This window comes from Nonomuraea longicatena (assembly GCF_039525605.1).
GTDB lineage: Bacteria > Actinomycetota > Actinomycetes > Streptosporangiales > Streptosporangiaceae > Nonomuraea > Nonomuraea longicatena.
Window position 1 is genome coordinate 1 of record NZ_BAAAHQ010000027.1, and the last position, 16,090, is coordinate 16,090.

At 69.2% G+C, this 16,090-nt stretch carries 17 protein-coding genes and 1 tRNA gene; 1 reads left to right on the top strand and 17 read right to left on the bottom strand.

All coding sequences use genetic code 11. The features are described from left to right. Nucleotides 1-227 precede the first annotated feature (227 nt). Nucleotides 228-1,445 carry an acetyl-CoA C-acetyltransferase gene (locus ABD120_RS25490; RefSeq protein WP_343952583.1) on the top strand — a complete coding sequence of 406 codons (1,218 nt, stop codon included), beginning with the start codon at nucleotides 228-230 and terminating at the stop codon, nucleotides 1,443-1,445. Between the two features lie 344 nt (nucleotides 1,446-1,789). Here the strand turns inward: ABD120_RS25490 and ABD120_RS25495 are convergent, their stop codons facing one another. From ABD120_RS25495 to eno, 17 genes are all read right to left on the bottom strand, one after another. Continuing rightward, entirely contained in the window at nucleotides 1,790-2,905 is a 1,116-nt protein-coding gene (locus tag ABD120_RS25495; protein ID WP_425564028.1) for a CaiB/BaiF CoA transferase family protein, read from the bottom strand. Nucleotides 2,906-3,231: 326 nt separating this feature from the next. Then, complete coding sequence (locus ABD120_RS25500) at nucleotides 3,232-4,290, bottom strand: C45 family autoproteolytic acyltransferase/hydrolase (RefSeq protein ID WP_343952585.1); 1,059 nt, start codon at nucleotides 4,288-4,290, stop codon at nucleotides 3,232-3,234. 30 nt (nucleotides 4,291-4,320) lie between these two features. Continuing rightward, nucleotides 4,321-4,731 carry a PPOX class F420-dependent oxidoreductase gene (locus tag ABD120_RS25505; RefSeq protein ID WP_343952586.1) on the bottom strand — a complete coding sequence of 137 codons (411 nt, stop codon included), beginning with the start codon at nucleotides 4,729-4,731 and terminating at the stop codon, nucleotides 4,321-4,323. A gap of 66 nt (nucleotides 4,732-4,797) precedes the next feature. Beyond that, nucleotides 4,798-5,031: a DUF4287 domain-containing protein gene (locus ABD120_RS25510; RefSeq protein WP_343952587.1), complete on the bottom strand. Its 234-nt coding sequence runs from the start codon at nucleotides 5,029-5,031 to the stop codon at nucleotides 4,798-4,800. A gap of 146 nt (nucleotides 5,032-5,177) precedes the next feature. Continuing rightward, entirely contained in the window at nucleotides 5,178-5,972 is a 795-nt protein-coding gene (locus ABD120_RS25515) for a Bax inhibitor-1/YccA family protein (protein WP_343952588.1), read from the bottom strand. Nucleotides 5,973-6,381: 409 nt separating this feature from the next. Further along, a tRNA-Leu gene (locus ABD120_RS25520) sits at nucleotides 6,382-6,454 on the bottom strand. 49 nt (nucleotides 6,455-6,503) lie between these two features. Next, nucleotides 6,504-7,022 carry a peptide deformylase gene (gene def / locus ABD120_RS25525; RefSeq protein WP_343952589.1) on the bottom strand — a complete coding sequence of 173 codons (519 nt, stop codon included), beginning with the start codon at nucleotides 7,020-7,022 and terminating at the stop codon, nucleotides 6,504-6,506. Continuing rightward, nucleotides 7,019-7,531, bottom strand: coding sequence for a glycine cleavage system transcriptional repressor (locus tag ABD120_RS25530; RefSeq protein ID WP_343952590.1), 513 nt, complete (start codon nucleotides 7,529-7,531; stop codon nucleotides 7,019-7,021). The genes def and ABD120_RS25530 overlap by 4 nt, the downstream gene beginning before the upstream one ends. An 18-nt stretch (nucleotides 7,532-7,549) precedes the next feature. Continuing rightward, nucleotides 7,550-8,866, bottom strand: a complete 1,317-nt coding sequence (locus ABD120_RS25535) for an NAD(P)/FAD-dependent oxidoreductase (protein ID WP_343952591.1) — start codon at nucleotides 8,864-8,866, stop codon at nucleotides 7,550-7,552. A gap of 95 nt (nucleotides 8,867-8,961) precedes the next feature. Then, complete coding sequence (locus tag ABD120_RS25540; protein ID WP_343952592.1) at nucleotides 8,962-9,756, bottom strand: uracil-DNA glycosylase; 795 nt, start codon at nucleotides 9,754-9,756, stop codon at nucleotides 8,962-8,964. A gap of 220 nt (nucleotides 9,757-9,976) precedes the next feature. Next, a complete protein-coding gene (locus tag ABD120_RS25545; protein WP_343952593.1) occupies nucleotides 9,977-10,924 on the bottom strand; it encodes a hypothetical protein in 948 nt (315 codons plus the stop codon). Continuing rightward, nucleotides 10,914-11,249: a PadR family transcriptional regulator gene (locus ABD120_RS25550; RefSeq protein ID WP_343952594.1), complete on the bottom strand. Its 336-nt coding sequence runs from the start codon at nucleotides 11,247-11,249 to the stop codon at nucleotides 10,914-10,916. Before ABD120_RS25550 ends, ABD120_RS25545 begins: the two co-directional genes overlap by 11 nt. A gap of 78 nt (nucleotides 11,250-11,327) precedes the next feature. After that, nucleotides 11,328-12,749 (bottom strand): hypothetical protein, encoded by a 1,422-nt coding sequence (locus tag ABD120_RS25555; RefSeq protein WP_343952595.1) that lies wholly within the window; start codon nucleotides 12,747-12,749, stop codon nucleotides 11,328-11,330. Nucleotides 12,750-12,919: 170 nt separating this feature from the next. After that, nucleotides 12,920-13,837, bottom strand: a complete 918-nt coding sequence (locus ABD120_RS25560) for a Ppx/GppA phosphatase family protein (protein ID WP_343952596.1) — start codon at nucleotides 13,835-13,837, stop codon at nucleotides 12,920-12,922. Further along, nucleotides 13,828-14,316: a DUF501 domain-containing protein gene (locus ABD120_RS25565; protein ID WP_343952597.1), complete on the bottom strand. Its 489-nt coding sequence runs from the start codon at nucleotides 14,314-14,316 to the stop codon at nucleotides 13,828-13,830. Before ABD120_RS25565 ends, ABD120_RS25560 begins: the two co-directional genes overlap by 10 nt. Next, on the bottom strand, nucleotides 14,306-14,719 hold the full coding sequence (locus tag ABD120_RS25570; RefSeq protein WP_343952599.1) for a septum formation initiator family protein: 414 nt from the start codon (nucleotides 14,717-14,719) through the stop codon (nucleotides 14,306-14,308). Before ABD120_RS25570 ends, ABD120_RS25565 begins: the two co-directional genes overlap by 11 nt. Before the next feature lie 91 nt (nucleotides 14,720-14,810). Next, nucleotides 14,811-16,088: a phosphopyruvate hydratase gene (eno, locus tag ABD120_RS25575; RefSeq protein WP_343952600.1), complete on the bottom strand. Its 1,278-nt coding sequence runs from the start codon at nucleotides 16,086-16,088 to the stop codon at nucleotides 14,811-14,813. Nucleotides 16,089-16,090: the final 2 nt, after the last annotated feature.

The following is a 16,090-nucleotide window of genomic DNA, read 5'->3' on the forward strand; positions in this document are numbered from 1 at the left end:
GGAGAAGATCCTTTATGGGGATCTGCGTCCGGGGCAGGTCATCAAGGTGACGACCGAGGGCGAACGATTCGTCATCACGGGTACCGCCCCGATGGCGAAGCAGGCCCGATGACGGTCGAGGACGAGCGGCTCACCATCACCGATACCGCGCCGATCGCGAAGGCAGGCCGTCGGAGGGAAGGAAACTAAAATATAGTTCTAGGGAACGCCGACCGAGGAGGGGCTTCATGCCTGAGGCAGTCATCGTCGCGACCGCGCGCTCGCCGATCGGGCGCGCTTTCAAGGGGTCGTTGAAGGACATCCGCGCCGACGACCTCACCGTGCAGATGATCAGGGCGGCGCTCGCGAAGGTGCCGCAGCTCGATCCGGGCCAGATCGACGACATCATGCTGGGCTGCGGGCTCCCCGGCGGTGAGCAGGGCTTCAACATGGCGCGGGTGGTGTCGGTGCTACTCGGGCTCGACAACGTGCCCGGCACCACGATCACCCGCTACTGCTCCTCCTCGCTGCAGACCACCCGCATGGCCTTCCACGCCATCAGGGCGGGTGAGGGCGACATCTTCGTCTCGGCGGGCGTCGAGAGCGTTTCCCGCTTCAGCAAGGGCAGCTCGGACTCGCTTCCCGACACCAGGAACGCGGTCTTCGACGACGCGGGCGCCCGCACCGCGTCCTTCGCCAAGGGCGGCAAGACCTGGTCCGACCCGCGTGAGAGCGGCGTGGTGCCCGACATCTACATCGAGATGGGCCAGACCGCCGAGAACCTCGCCCAGCTCAAGGGCGTCACCCGACAGGAGCAGGACGAGTTCGGCGTCCGCTCCCAGAACCTCGCGGAGAAGGCACTGGCCGACGGCTTCTGGCAGAAGGACATCACCCCGGTGACGCTGCCCAACGGGAGCGTGGTCGGCAAGGACGACGGCCCGCGCGCCGGGACGACGTACGAGGGCGTCGCGGGCCTCAAACCGGCCTTCCGGCCCGACGGTACGGTCACCGCGGGCAACTGCTGTCCGCTCAACGACGGCGCCGCCGCCGTGATCGTGATGAGTGACACGAAGGCCGCCGAGCTCGGCATCACGCCGTTGGCCCGGATCGTCTCCACCGGCGTCACCGGGCTGTCGCCCGAGATCATGGGGCTGGGGCCGGTCGGGGCGTCCAGGCAGGCGCTGTCGCGCGCGGGGATGGCGATCGAGGACATCGACCTGGTCGAGATCAACGAGGCTTTCGCGGCCCAGGTGATCCCGTCGTACCGGGAACTGGGGATCGAGCTCGACCGGCTGAACGTCAACGGCGGCGCGATCGCGGTCGGGCACCCGTTCGGGATGACCGGCGCCCGCATCACCTCCACGCTGATCAACAGCCTCCAGCACCACGACAAGAGCATCGGGCTGGAGACCATGTGCGTGGGCGGCGGCCAGGGCATGGCCATGATCCTGGAACGCCTGAGCTGACACTTGACGGCAGGCTCAGCCGATCTCCCCGATCGGCTGAGCAGGGGTCCGTCTTCCGACCGTTTCAGGCGATGCAAGAACGACGAACCGGCTGCGTCTGGAAGTGCGGTGAGTGCCCGCGCCGGCTGCCGACCCGCAGCTGAGGTCGAGGCCCGGACCCATCGCCCCGGGATCTCCCGCCCGACGTGCACACGCGTCGGGTACCCGCACGGTGCGGGCTCAGCCGTCCAGGATGTCCCACCCGACGTGCACACGTATCGGGTACCCGCACGGTGCGGGGCTCAGCGCCCCGGGATGTCCCGCCCGACGTACACACCTGCGTCGGATACCCGCGCGGTGCGGGCTCAGCGGTCCAGGATGTCGCGGACCCACTGCTCGTCCTGCCCGAGGTCGGGCGGAGGCAGCCGGTACGCCGCAGGCGTGGCGCTCATCCGGACCGGGTTGGCCACTTGGTCACCGGCGAGCGGCTCCAGCCCGAGCCGGTCGGCGAGGGCGAACGCGTCGGCCAGGTCGTTGATCGGCCCGCAGGGGACGCCCGCCTCGGTGAGCACGGTGAACCAGTGGTCGGCCGTCCCTTGGGCGAGCGCCTCGGCCAGCGACGGGACGAGTTCGTCGCGGCCCGCCACCCGACCGGCGTTGGTCGCGTAGCGGGCGTCGGCGGCCAGTTCCGGCCGGTCCAGCACCGCGCACAGCGCGCGGAACTGCCGGTCGTTGCCCGCCGCGATGACGATCGGCCGATCGGCGGCGGCGAACACCTCGTACGGCACGATGCTCGGATGCCGGTTGCCCATCGCGGTGGCCACCTCGCCTGCGGCGGCGTACGCGGCGGCCTGGTTGGTGAGCGCCGAGAGCAGGGACGTCAGCAGCGAGACCTCCACCCGTTGCCCCTCACCGGTGCGGTCGCGGTGGCGGAGCGCGGCGAGCACGCCGAGGGCGGCGTGCAGGCCGGTGATGACGTCGACGAGGGCGACGCCGGTCTTGGTGCCGTGGCCGCCGGGTTCGCCGGTGACGCTCATCAGCCCGCCGACGGCCTGGACGACCAGGTCGTACCCGGGCAGATCAGCGCCTTTGCCGGAGCCGAAGCCGGTCACCGAGCAGTACACGAGGGCCGGGTTGAGGGCACGCATGGCGGGGTAGCCGAGCCCGAGGCGGTCCATGGTGCCCGGCTTGAAGTTCTCGACCAGGACGTCGGCGCGGGCGACCAGGGCTTTGGCGACCTCCAGGTCGCTCGGGTCGCGCAGGTCGAGGGCGATCGAGCGTTTGTTGCGGTTGACGCCGAGGAAGTAGGTGGCGGTGCCGTTCGCGTGGGGCGGGCCCCAGGATCGGGTGTCGTCGCCGCTGCCAGGGCGCTCGATCTTGATCACGTCCGCGCCGAGATCGGCCATCAGCATGGTGGCGTACGGCCCGGCCAGCACCCGCCCGAAGTCCGCCACCAGAAGTCCCGACAGTGCCCCGTCCAAGCCGCCCACCTCTGTTCCTCGCTCGATCGGCCAGGCCACCAGGCCACCAGGCCACCAGGCCACCAGGCCACCAGGCCACCAGGCCAGACTTGCCCGTGCACCGCGCATCGGGCAAGCCGAAGAGACCAACATCACGGGGCACCCGCCCCAGGCGCTGTGCCCCACCGAACCGTGCCAGGCCGGCAACCGGATGGCGGTGTTCCCGTGCGCCGCATCGGGCAACCCGAAAGGACCAATACCCCCCAAGCGCCACACCGGGCAACGGGATGGCGGGGTGCCCGGGTGCCGCTGATCGGCGATCGCAGGCCCGCCGGAAAGGGAGAGCGTCAGAAGCACTGCCAGGTCGCCGGGCCCACCCCGCACAGCCGTCCTTGGTGGACCAGCAGGCGGGAGGCGGAGATGTCCAGGCAGATGGTGGCCAGGGTCTCCCACCGCTCGGTGATCGGCTCGTCCGGGTCCGGGTGGGCGCAGACGGGCGCGGCCGAGGGCCCGTGGCTAAGGAGCGCGGCGGCCCGCGCGGTCGGATCGGCGGCGTGCGCCAGCGCGTCGGCCTGTGCACGCAGGTGATCGAGGCGTGCGTAGGTGTCGGGCTGCTCGGTCCCGAGCCGTTCGCCTTCGGCCAGCGCCGGGTCGAGGAAGTGGTTGGTGTGCACGAGCACGCCGTCCGCTCCGGGCCAGACCACCCCGACCCCGTCCGGGCAGATCTCCAGCGACGCCGCCTCGGCCGCCGTGACCACGGTGATCACGGTGGAGGCGGAGGTGCGGGCGGAGCGCGCGATCTCCACGGCCTCCGACAGCGTCGTGGCCTCGCCGAGGATGCGGCGGGCGATCACATGGACGGGCACGCCGATGTCCGACCCGTCTGAGGTGTGGCGGAGCAGGTTGAAGTGGATCCCGAGCCCGGCGCTGTTGACGCCGATCTTGGCGAGCACGCCGTTCTCCGTGAAGGTCCGCACGGTGTGGTGCGTCTCGAACTCCCACACCACCGGCGCCCGGTGCAGGTGCTCGTGCCAGTCCCAGGTCTGGATGGTGTGCGGGCTCGGGCCGCGCGTCACCACGGCGGTCGAGCACTCCCCCCGCCCGGTGGCCGACAGCGCGGCGAGGATCTCGGTGCGCGCGTTCAGCGCGGCGACCTGCCAGGTCTCCAGCCCGGCCCCGGCGGCGACGCCCGCGGTCTCCTCGGCGAGTTCGGGCGCCCACGCGGCCGTGCGGTCGAGCGCCCGCTCGGCCCACGTCTGCACCGCCGTGGGCGTGCCACCGGCCGCGGTGAACAGTGCGAAGTACCCGTCGACATTCGCTCGTACGGCGGCGCGCCGAGCGGCGCCGTACGAGCGTCCTCGGGCGGCGGCGCCGGTCTCGGTGGAGGCGAAGAAGGAGATGGCCATCAAAAGCTCACCTGCCCACAAAGAACCAATTTATCCGTGAATATCTGGACCTGCCCGGTTCGGCGTGATCCGTACCAGGACCCGCTGCTCGCTGATCATCGCCGCGCGGTACTCGTCCCAGTCGGGGTGCTCGCCCGAGATGTCGCGGTAGTAGGCGATCAGCCCGTCCATGGCCTCCGGCAACGGGACGATCTCGGCCTCGCCCTCGATCTGGATCCACTCGCCGTAGAAGCCGTCGGTGAACACGCACAGCGTCGCCTGCGGATCCCTGCGCAGATTGCGTACCTTGGCGGCGGTCTCACGGGTGCTGATGACCACGTGTCCCTGCGCGTCGACGCCGACCGTCACCGGCGACATCTGCGGGCGCCCGTCGCGATGCCGGGTCAGGAGCACGGCCCGGTGGTTGTCACGGAGAAAGGATCGCGCCTTGTCCAGGTTCATTCGACCATGATCGCTCAAGGTCGCGCGCCCGCACCAGAGGCGCGGGCGCGGTTGGGGGGTTCGGGCTCAGATGAAGCCCATGCGGGTACGGCGGTGCCGCTCATGCTCCCGCACGATCGCAGCGGCATAGCCGTGGGTCAGCCCGTGCTCGTCGGCGAGCCAGTTGGCCCGCTCGTCGCACCTCAGGAAGGACGGGCCGTTGTCGATGGCTTGGAACCACTCTGGGAGTTCGCGTCCCGTGATCGCGGGGACTCTGGCGATGAGCTTTGTCTGCGTCTCCGGTGAGTGGTTCAAGGACATGGGCACCTCCGCGGATTCGGCTCCTTTGCTTGACACTGCAACACCGGGTCGTGAAGCGCAACCCCCAAATCGAAAGCGATTCGTGACGTCGTGGTCGCAGACAGAAAAGGCCCCGCCGGACGGCGGGGCCTTTCGAGGGGGGACGATCAGTCGTCGCCCTGGAAGAAGCTGAGCAGACGCAGGACCTCAAGGTAGATCCACACCAGGCTCAGGGTGAGGCCGAACACGGCCTGCCAGGCGAACTTCGCCGGAGCGCCCTGCTTGACGCCCTGCTCGATGGCGTCGAAGTCGAGGAGGAGGAAGAAGCAGCCGAGCAGGATCATGAGGGCGCTGAAGCCCCAGCCGAGGAGGCTGTCGGTGCGCAGACCGAGGCCACCGGAGACGAAGAAGCTGGCAACCAGGTTGACCAGGATCAGGCCGAGCGCCGCGACCGACGCCGCGATGACGTACCTGACCAGCTTGGGCGTCACCCGGATGATGCGCAGGGTGTGGACGGCCAGCACACCGGCGAAGGCCATCATGGTGCCGATCACGGCCTGGAGCACGATGCCGGGGAAGTACGACTCCATGACGCTGCTGATCGCGCCGAGGAAGACGCCCTCGAAGACCGCGTAGCCGAGGATGAGAGCGGGGTTGGTGCTCTGCTTGAACGACGCGATCAGACCGAGGACCAGCGCGACGAGGGCCGCACCGACCGCCACGGGGATCGACACCTTGAGGTACCAGGCGGCTCCGGCGGCGACCACCAGCGCGCCGAGCACCATGAAGCCTTTGACGACGACGTCGTCGAGGGTCATCGTGCGGTAGGCGGGCTCCGAGGGCGGCGCGTACGACGGGGCGTCGTACATGCTCTGCAGGTGGGCAGGTGTCGGCGAAGCGCCGCCCCAGCCTTGCTGGCCGGTGTTCCTGGCCCTGTTGAAAACCGGGTTCTTGCTTTCCATTCGCTGCCTCCACGCTGCGATCTGTGCGGTCAGCCTAGGGGACCGAGCGTCGCAGAGGTCGACTCCCCGCTCGGATCTGGGTGTCCTCGAAACTTTGTCAACGACCGGGTGATCCGGAGAGTTCCCGGGCGTGCCCGCGACGAGAACCCGGGCCGAGGCGGCTCGGGTTCTCGTGTCGTAGGCACAGACCAACTGTACGTAAGGTCCGCCGCCCGACTCCAGTCCAATTAGCGGCCGACAAAGCTGGAGCCCCAACCACTCTCGCCAGAGCGGCGGTGACGGTGAGGTGGGGATTCGGAACGCTGCGTTGATCTTCGTCCGGACACGTTCGGTACGTATACGCGTCACGACAATTACCGAGAGAATTCACTCAGCGTGTTTTTGCAGGTCAGAGGCGGTAAATCGGCGGTGCCCCCGGCGGGATTCGAACCCGCACTACAACCCTTTTAAGGGGTTTGCCTCTGCCATTGGGCTACGGGGGCGCCGCAATCATACGAAAAGGACCATGCCGTAGAGGAGCACAACTTCGTATCAGGCGTCACAACTGTGCCCTCTGCGGTGAAGTGATAGGGCTCCGGACACTCTGTCCAAGAAGAGAAGACCATCCAGATGGTCCAACTGGTGCTGAATGCAGCGGGCCTCGAAGGCGTCCGCCTCGACGGTGACCACCTCGCCCGTACCAGGGAGAACGCCCGTGACGGTGATCCGTCCGGCCCGCAGGATGTCGGCCGTGAGGCCCGGAACGGAGGCGCATCCCTCGCGTGCCTCCTCCCACCGGGAGGCCGACAGGAGCCGGGGATTGACCAGCACCAATTCTCCCGAGGCCGAGCGGCTGCGGGGGTGGCGGCGGGCGTCGAAGGCGATGAGCCGCCACCCCACGCCGATCTGGGGCGCGGCCAGCCCCATCCCGGCCGGCCGGGCGCGCAGGGTGGCGAGCAGGTCGGCCGCGAGCGCCGTCACACCCGGGTCGCGGGCGTCGACCTCCTCGGCCGGTACCGACAGCAGCGGGTCGGGGGCGGCCAGGACGGGCCGCGCGGTGCCCTGGTTCACAGGACGTCCGGCTGCATCGGGCGGAAGGTGATCTCGGAGCCGAGTTGTTCACCGACTCCCGCAAGGCGGCGCATCAACTGGGGCACGTCGGTGCGCGCGGGCAGGTCGACGTCGGCGATCAGGACGTACAGCCGCCCGGTCAGCCGGGTGCTCATGCCGGTGATGTTGCCGCCGACGGAGGCGAGCACCGTACTGATCGCCGAGATGATGCCGTGGCGGTCGGGGCCGTGCAGGGAGAGCACGTAGCCGAGCCCGTTGCCGGGAACCCGGAAGTGTCTCCTGGCCTCGACCGCCGACACCATCACCACCAGATCGGACTGGGCCAGGGCCTTGGCCAGTTCGTCGGCTTCGAGATCGCCGGTCACCAGCAGCATCATGGCCACATGCCCGCCGAGGAGGGTCACGGTGGAATCCCGGATGTTGGCGCCGTGCTCGGTGAGTGTACTGGTCACTTTGGCGATCACGCCCGGCTGATCGACGCCGAGGACGTTCACCGCTGAAAGCGCCACCCGGGATCCCCCTCTCCCTCAGCGGCGCGTGGTCGCCGCCGCGGCTCTGAATCCGTCTCGCGGGTGCTCCATCTCGCCGAGCGAGATCGTCTCCCTCTTGAAGAACAGCGCAAGAGTCCAGTCGACGACCACGCGAACCTTGCGATTCAGCGTGGGCACCCGGGAGAGATGGTAAGTGCGGTGCATGAACCACGCAGGCAATCCGCGAAGCTTGACCCCATAGACATTCGCCACGCCTTGGTGAAGACCCAGTCCCGCGACCGATCCGACGTATTTGTGGCGATATTCAGCAAGCTTTTCGCCACGCAGTCCCCTGACGATGTTGTCGCCCAGAACCTTGGCCTGGCGAACCGCGTGCTGAGCGTTGGGCGTGGTGTATTCGCCCGGGTTCGTCAGGTCGGGGACTCCGGCGACGTCACCGGCCGCGTAGGCGTCGGTGACGCCGTCGACGGTGAGCTTGGCGGTGGTCTTGATCCGGCCGCGCTCGTCGAGCGGCAGCGTTCCCCCGGACGGGATCGGCGTGGACTTCACGCCCGCCGTCCAGACGAGGGTGTCGGAGTCGAACTCGGTACCGTCGGAGAGCACCACGTGTCCGCCGACCGCCGACTCAAGGCGGGTTTCGAGTTTGACCTCGACGCCGCGCTCGCGAAGCTGCTCCAGAGTCCAGCGGCCCATCTCGGGGCCGACCTCGGGCAGGATGCGGTCGGTCGCCTCGACCAGCACCCACCGGATGTCGTCGCGGGTGATGTTGCGGTAGTAGCGGGTGGAGTGCTTGGACATGTCCTCAAGCTCAGCGAGCGCCTCGACGCCCGCGAACCCGGCGCCGACGACCACGAAGGTCAGCGCGCGGCGCCGTACCTCGGGGTCCTCGGTGGACTCGGCCAGGTCGAGCAGGTGCAGGACCCGGTTGCGCAGGGCGATGGCCTCGCCGATGCTCTTGAAGCCGATGCCGATGTCGGTCAGGCCAGGGATCGGCAGGGTTCGCGAGATCGAACCGGCGGCCATGACGATGATGTCGTAGGCGACCTCCCGCTCGTCGCCCTCGGGCGGCTGGAAGGTGACCGTACGGTCGTTGTGGTTGACCTTGGTGACGCGGCCGTTGAGGATGCGGACCTTCGGCAGGACGCGGCGCAGGGGCGCCACCACGTGGCGCGGAGACAGGTTGCCCGCGGCCGCCTCGGGAAGGAAGGGCTGGTAGGTCATGTAGGACTGGGGGTCGATGATAGTGACGCTGACGCTGCCGTCGCGCAGTTCCCTGCGGAGTTTGCGCTGCAGCCTGAGCGCCGTGTAGAGGCCGACGTATCCACCGCCGACGATCAAGATGTGCTTGTTCATCCTGATGCCACATCCCTCGTGCAAGTGCTTGTGAAAGCATTCACAATCTTATGTCTACCCTACGGAAAAAGCCAATCCGCAGGTCAGAGGGGTTGTCATCGGGCGAGCTCCGCCGCTCTGGCGAACACGGTGTCGAGCATGTCCTCGGTGACGCGGCCGGTGAAGGTGTTCTGCTGGCTCGGATGGTAGACGGCCATGAGCGTGACGGGCGAGTCGCCGTGGGAGACCTCGACCTCGACGCCGTGACCGAAGGCCGGTCGCCTGGCCGGCAGCGTGAAACCCGACTCCTTGAGCGCGGGCCACATGGCCTGCCAGGCGAACCCGCCCAGCGCGACGACCACCCGCACGCTCGGCGCGCACAGGACGAGTTCGCGCGTCAGCCACGGCCGGCAGGTGTCGCGCTCCTCCGTGGTCGGCTTGTTGGCGGGCGGCGCACAGCGGACCGTGGCCATCATGCGCCCGCCGATGAGCCGCTGGCCGTCGCCCGCGTGCGTGCTGGTCGCCTGGGCGGCCAGGCCGACGCGGTGCAGGGAGGCGAACAGCCAGTCGCCGCTGCGGTCGCCGGTGAAGATGCGGCCGGTCCTGTTGCCGCCGTGGGCGGCGGGGGCTAGGCCGACGAGCAGGATGCGGGGACGGTCGTCGCCCCAGCCCGCGATGGGACGCCCCCAGTAGGGCTCGTCGGCGAAGGAGCGGCGCTTGACGTCGGCGACCTCCTCGCGCCAGGCGACCAGGCGCGGGCAGGCGCGGCAGACGGACTCGCGGGCGGTGAGCTCGCCCAGACCGGCGCTCGACCCGGCCAGGCGCCGCACGTCGGCGGGACGGTGCGCGACGGGTGTCTGCGGCGTGGCCGGATCCTCCGGCCAGCCGGTGCCGGGCGCGATGGAACTCATCTGAGCATTCTGTCCCGCCGTCTCGGGTGAACTCCCAGGACCCCCCACCCTTACGGCGAAGCCCCACCACCCGCCACCCGCCGCACCCCGCCGGAGGCCTCCAGGAAGGTGCGGCGGGTGGCGGTGGGCGGGGCTGGGCCGTGATGGATGGGGGTGTGGGACGCCGAACCGGACGGGCGTCAGCGAGATCCCTTACGGGAAGGGGACAGGGAAACGGACGTCAGCGAGATCCCCTACCGGAGGGGGACGGCGAGACCGGCTCAGACGGGGAGGCGGGCGGTGCCGGGGAGGCGGAGGCGGAGGGAACCTCGGAGACGGACGGGCACGGCGCCGGGGTCGGGGGGATCTCCACGCCCCCCGGGCTGTACTGCGGCTCCTGCATCTGCGACACCAACGCCAGCGGGTAGCGGTTGAGAACCGGCTCGCCGCACGCCTTGTTGACCGTGTAGCCCCAGTTCTCCGGCGAGGTGATCACCGGCCTGCCGTCCTGGTTGTACAGGTACACGTCGGTCAGCGGCTTGCCGTCCTTGGCGTAGGGGATGATGTTGTACGTCTCGTCCCCGAACGACGGCGGCTGCCCTTCGGCCACTCCCATGGAGGCCATGGACGGGTTCCAGGGCTGCTCCGTGCGCGGGTTCCACTGGGCCACCAGCACCACGCCGCTGAGCAACGCCACCGCCGCCAGCACATTGACGCCGATCGCCGCCCCCACCAGCAGGCGCCCCTTGGTGCGCCGGCCGTACCAGACCGAGCCCAGCACGCCGCCGGCGAGAATCAGCAGGTCGATCGGGTTCTCCGGCACCAGGCGCGTGGAGGAGAGACTGGAGATGACCACTATGGCGATCACGTAGCCGCGCAGCACCCACCAGCCGGGGCGCAGTTCCCGCAGGAAGCTCCTGGTGCTCTTGTACACGGCGTGCCCGGTCACCCTGGCGCGCAGCTCCCGCACCCGGTCCCACCGGCGCGAGGAGCGCCCCGGCCGGCCCCCGTAGGCGGCCGTGAGCTCCTCCGCGTACGCCTGCGGCGTCCCGAGCCGCTGTTCCAGCGGCACGTCGGACTCGGCCGCGATCTCGGCGAGATGGTCGTCCAGGTCGTCGAGGAGTTCGTCGCGGTCGGGATGGCCGGCGAGCGCTTCGCGCACGGCCTGGGCGTACTGCTCAGGTGTCATCTCGGGTGCCCTTCTTGAGCAGGGCCGCCATGGTGGCGGCGAAGAGGTTCCAGTGCGTGGCCTGCGCGGAGTACATCTTCCGGCCGGTGTCGTTGAGGCCGTAGTACTTGCGGTGGGGACCTTCGTCAGAGGCCACGACGTAGGAGTTGAGCGCGCCCGCCTTGAACAGGCGGCGCAGGGTGCCGTAGACGGACGCGTCCCCGACCTCCTCCAGCCCCGCCTCCCTGAGGCGGCGGACGACGTCGTAGCCGTACCCGTCGCGTTCGTGAAGCACGGCGAGGACGGCCAGATCGAGCACGCCCTTGAGCAGTTGACTGCTTTCCACGCGATCCACACTACTGCGCAATGCGCGGTAGTGGCAAACGAAAAACCGGGCGGCACGGAGCCGCCCGGTTTCCGTTGGCTACGGGGCCGGAACCTCGTAGCAGGCGTGACCGGTGAAGCTCGAAGAGCCGGTCGCGACCTGCTTGCCGCCCTCGTCGAACACGGTCACGGAGACCGTGCCGCCCTTGGACACGTCGGCCATGTGGAACGTGGCGCCGACGTTCAGGCTGGAGCTGGAGTAGTCGTCGACGTGCGAGTCGGTCTCACCGGCAGCGGTGATGCTGACCTTCGCGGTGCCGCGCACCGAACCGCCACCCGTCACGGTGATCGGAGCGGTGACGGACACCGCGCCGTTCGTGCTCGGGCACGGACGCGCCTTGACCGCAGCGGAGACCGCACCCAGGCCGACCTCGGCCTTGGCGCACGGAGCCGCGTAGGACGCCGAGGTCGAGTCCGAGTTGTTCGGGCCCGACACGCTCACCGACACAGTGCCCGCCTTGGTGGGGTCGAGAACCGAGCGGGCGTCCATGGTGACGACCTTGGTGCCGGCCTCGCTGAAGTAGACCTCACCCTTCTCGACGCCGCCGCCGTTGACGGAGAACGCGTAGGCGACACGACCCGAGCCGGTGGCCGAGATCTTGGCGCGCGCGCCCACCTTGCAGGTGGTGGAGTTCGAGTCGGTGGACAGGTCCGTCACCGAGACCTTGGTGGCCGGAGCCGGGGTGTCCTTGCACCAGACCTTGTAGTAGGCGCGGTTGGAGGACGTGCGGTCCGGGCCGAGGATCTCCAGCTGGGCCCAGCCACGGTGGCTGGAACGCGGGGAGATGCCGTAGCCGACCTTGCGGCTGTCGTACACCTTGACCTTGCCGTAGTCGACGGACTCGCCGTTGACGACCCAGCGGTAACGCACCCACGCCGGCCGGTTGACCTTGATCACACCGTTGAAGTCGATCTTGTTACCGGGCGTGCAGGGGCCCGAGTAGTACTCGGGGTCGGCCCAGGCACGAGCCCAGACCTGCTGGTGGCGGTCGGTGTAGTCGTAGTCCGGGTCGTAGTCGTCCCGCTCACAGGTGACCGAGTAGTAGCGCTTCGGGCTCACCACCTTGCGGGGGCTCAAGATCTCCAGCCGCTGCCAGCCCTTGGTGTCGTCACGCAGGACGATCGACCGGCTGACGGTCTTGGAGATGTTGCCCTTGACCTTGACGACCTTGGTCTTGCTCCGCGATCCGTCACTGTTCAGCCAGCGGTAGGCCAGCTTGTTCGCGCCCTTGGCAGTGATCTTGATCTTGGAGGAGAAGCTGACCTTGACCGGACAGGCGCCCTCGTAGTGGCGAGCCGACGCGCTCGGCGTGGTGACCGAGACCTTCGGCTTGACCTTGCCCGCTGCCGAGGACGAGGTGGCCGCGGATGCCGGGGTGGCCATGAGACCCGACACCATGGCGGCCAGCACGGCGGTGCCGGCGAGTCCGGCTACCTTGCGTGCTAACGCTGTGGACTTCATGAGAGTGCTCCATTCCGTGAGGAACTAGATGCGCTCGGGAACGGTCGCCACGCTGCAGCCTTTCGCGCACAGCAATATGGCAAAGCCCCCGTAAAGCCCCTTTACTAAAGCACAGAACAGATTGCACGCTCAACACGAATCAACCCTGTGAATGTCAGGTTTTTGCCAGGCTATCTACGCAAAGACCATGCAATCCCATCAAGGATGTCGTGTTCGGACACCACCACCTGTTCGAATCCGAAACGCCGCACGATCCGGTCCAGAATCAGCGCCCCGGCGCCGATGACGTCCACCCGCCCCGGATGCATCACAGGAAGCACCGCCCGCTCACCATGGGTCATCGCCAGCAGTCTCCGCGTCACCTCGTGAACCTGCTCCGCGGAAATCCGGGACTGATGAATTTTATCGGCGTCGTATTCCGGCAGGCCGAGTGCGATCCCGGCCACCGTGGTGACCGACCCGGCCAATCCCACCAGGGTGTGCGCCCGCTCGACGGGCACCTCGGCGGTCACCCGGTCGAGCGCGTCGTCGATGTCGGCGACCACCGCTTCCAGCTTCTGCGCCGACGGCGGCTCCGCCTCGCCGCGCAGGTGCCGCTCGGTCAGCCGGACACACCCGATGTCCACCGAGATCGCGCCCTCGACGTGCTCGCCGCCCACCACGAACTCCGTGGAACCGCCGCCGATGTCGACCACCAGGCACGGCCGGCCGCCGTCGAGCCGCAGCCCCCGCGTCGCGCCCGTGAACGACAGCTCGGCCTCCTCGGCGCCGGTCACCACCTCGGGCTCCACGCCGAAGATGGCCCGCACGCCGTCGACGAACTCGTGCCGGTTGGCGGCGTCCCTGGTCGCGCTGGTGGCGACCACCCGCGTCGCCACCGCGCCGTGGTGGTCGATCAGCTCGCGGTAGCCGCGCATCGCCGTGAACGTGCGCTCCAGCGCCTCCGGCGCGAGCCTGCCCGTCCGGTCGACGCCCTGCCCCAGCCGGACGATCTCCATCCGCCGCTCGACCTCGTCGAGCGACCCGTCGAGATCGGCCACCAGCAACCGCACCGAATTGGTGCCGCAGTCGACCGCCGCTACACGCATGGCCCGTCCTTCCACCACTCGCCGAGCGCGTCGAGCGCCTCACGGCCGAACGGGTTGCCGCCGGGCACCGCGAGTTCGTGCGCCACCAGTGCGTGCAGGCACTTGACCCGCTCCGGCATGCCCCCCGTGCTCTGCATGTCGCGCGGCAGCGGCTCCAGCCCCTCGTCCCGCGCCGCCTTGTCGCGCCTGGTGACGTAGTCGTCATGAGCGGCCTGGTAGGCGGCCGCCAGGTCGGCGTCCTCCGCCAGCCTGGCCTGCATCTCGCGCATCAGCCCGGAGCCCTCCAGCGTGCCGATCGCCGAGGCCGCCTTCGGGCAGGTCAGGTAGTAGAGGGTGGGGAACGGCGTGCCGTCGGGCAGCCGGGGCGCCGTCTCGACCACGTCCGGGTTGCCGCACGGACAGCGGTGCGCGACCTCGCGCAACCCCCTCGGCGGCCGGCCGAGCTGCCGGCCGACGGCGTCCACGTCGCTACTTTCCACTCTTCTCCCCTGTGAGGGCCTTCATCCCTTTGCCGGTGTCGGCCGCCTCGACCGACTCCCACAACGTCTGGTACCAGGGCGACTGCGCGCCGGGCTGGACGGCGGGCGCCTTCTTGTCCCTCGGCCGAGGCTGCGCGATCACCAGGCACTTCATGCCGGGGCTGCAGAAGTGCAGCCGCTCCCTGCCCACCTGGGTGGCGTGGTGGGGGTCGGCCATCTGCTTGGCCCGCTCGGCGAGCACCTGCGCCTCGGTCTGGACCCTCGACTTCTCCGCCTCCAGCTCGGCGATGTTGCGCCGCTGGGAGATGTACTCGCGCACCGGGTAGGCCAGGCTCATCGCGATGGCGCACACCACCACCGCGAGGATCGCGGCCCGCCCGGTCAGCTGCGGCCTTTTCGCCAACGCCTTTCACCTTCCCTCTCGCGACCCCGCACTATGGGGACGGCTTGCGCCGAAACGCCGAAACGCCGTGAAACGCAAGCCGTACCCGAAACTAGCGCCGGAAACGCGGGAACGCGGCGCGACCCGCGTAACGCGCGCCCGAGTCGAGGAGTTCCTCGATGCGGAGCAACTGGTTGTACTTGGCCACGCGGTCGGAGCGGGCCGGGGCGCCGGTCTTGATCTGACCGCAGTTGACCGCGACCGCGAGGTCGGCGATCGTCGTGTCCTCGGTCTCGCCGGAGCGGTGGCTCATCATGCAGGTGTAGCCGCTGCGGTGGGCCAGGGCCACGGCGTCGAGCGTCTCGGTCAGGGTGCCGATCTGGTTGACCTTGACCAGCAGCGAGTTGGCCGCGCCCTCGCGCACACCCCGGGCCAGGCGCTCGGGGTTGGTGACGAACAGGTCGTCGCCGACGATCTGCACCTTGTCGCCGAGGGCCGTGGTGATGGCCTTCCAGCCCTCCCAGTCCTCCTCGTCGAGCGGGTCCTCGATGGACACCAGCGGGTAGGACTCGACCAGGTCGGCGTAGAAGGCGATCAGCTCGGCGGAGGACAGGCCCTTGCCGTCGATGGTGTAGACGCCGTTGTCGTGGAACTCCGAGGCGGCGACGTCGAGCGCGAGCGCGACGTCCTCGCCCGGCCGGTAGCCCGCCTTCGCGATCGCGGCCATGATCAGGTCGAGGGCGTCGCGGTTGGAGGGCAGGCTGGGGGCGAAGCCGCCCTCGTCGCCGAGCCCGGTGACGTAGCCCTTCTCCTTCAGGATGGCCTTCAGCGCGTGGTAGACCTCCGTGCCCATGCGCACGGCCTCGCGGAAGGTCTCTGCGCCGATCGGCGCGATCATGAACTCCTGGATGTCCACGTTGGTGTCGGCGTGGGCGCCGCCGTTCAGGATGTTCATCATCGGCACGGGCAGCAGGTGGGCGTTGGGCCCGCCGAGGTAGCGGAACAGCGGCAGGTCGGCGCTCTCGGCCGCCGCCTTGGCCACCGCCAGCGAGACGCCCAGGATGGCGTTGGCGCCCAGCTTGGCCTTGTTGGGGGTACCGTCCAGGTCGATCATGATCTGGTCGATGATGCGCTGGTCCTCGGCCTCGACGCCGTGGACCTCGTCGAAGATCTCGTCGGTGACCGCGAGCAGGGCCTTCTCCACGCCCTTGCCCAGGAAGCGGTCGCCGCCGTCGCGCAGCTCGACGGCCTCGAACTGGCCGGTGGAGGCGCCGCTCGGCACGGCCGCGCGGCCGTTGCTCCCGTCGTCGAGGATCACCTCGACCTCGACGGTGGGGTTGCCGCGGGAGTCGAGGATCTCGCGGGCGTGAACGACCTCGATGGTGGCCACGT